Source organism: Neisseria basseii (genome assembly GCF_962707005.1).
GTDB lineage: Bacteria > Pseudomonadota > Gammaproteobacteria > Burkholderiales > Neisseriaceae > Neisseria > Neisseria bergeri.
The window spans coordinates 1-333 of the sequence record NZ_CAUIXH010000067.1 but is presented as its reverse complement, the minus strand read 5'-3'; the positions used below and the strand labels follow the sequence as shown (position 1 = coordinate 333).

General features: G+C 58.0%; 1 pseudogene. It reads left to right on the top strand.

The features are described from left to right. A pseudogene (locus Q9I99_RS11330) lies at positions 1 to 333 on the top strand (helix-hairpin-helix domain-containing protein); the annotation flags it as partial.

Sequence of the window (333 nt, the reverse complement as noted above, 5' to 3'; positions counted from 1 at the left end):
TTTTATTGTTTGCACCCCTTAAAGGAAAAAACCATGAAGAAAATGTTCGTGCTGTTCTGTATGCTGTTCTCCTGCGCCTTCTCCCTTGCAGCGGTAAACGTCAATACCGCCTCGCAGCAGGAGCTGGAGGCGCTGCCGGGCATAGGTCCGGCGAAGGCGAAGGCCATTGCGGAATACCGTGCGCAAAACGGTGCGTTCAAGTCTGTGGACGATTTGACCAAGGTGAAGGGCATCGGCCCGGCGGTGCTGGCGAAGCTGAAGGATCAGGCTTCCGTCGGCGCGCCCGCACCCAAAGCCCCCGCCAAACCGGCTCTGCCCGCGGCTAAAAAATAG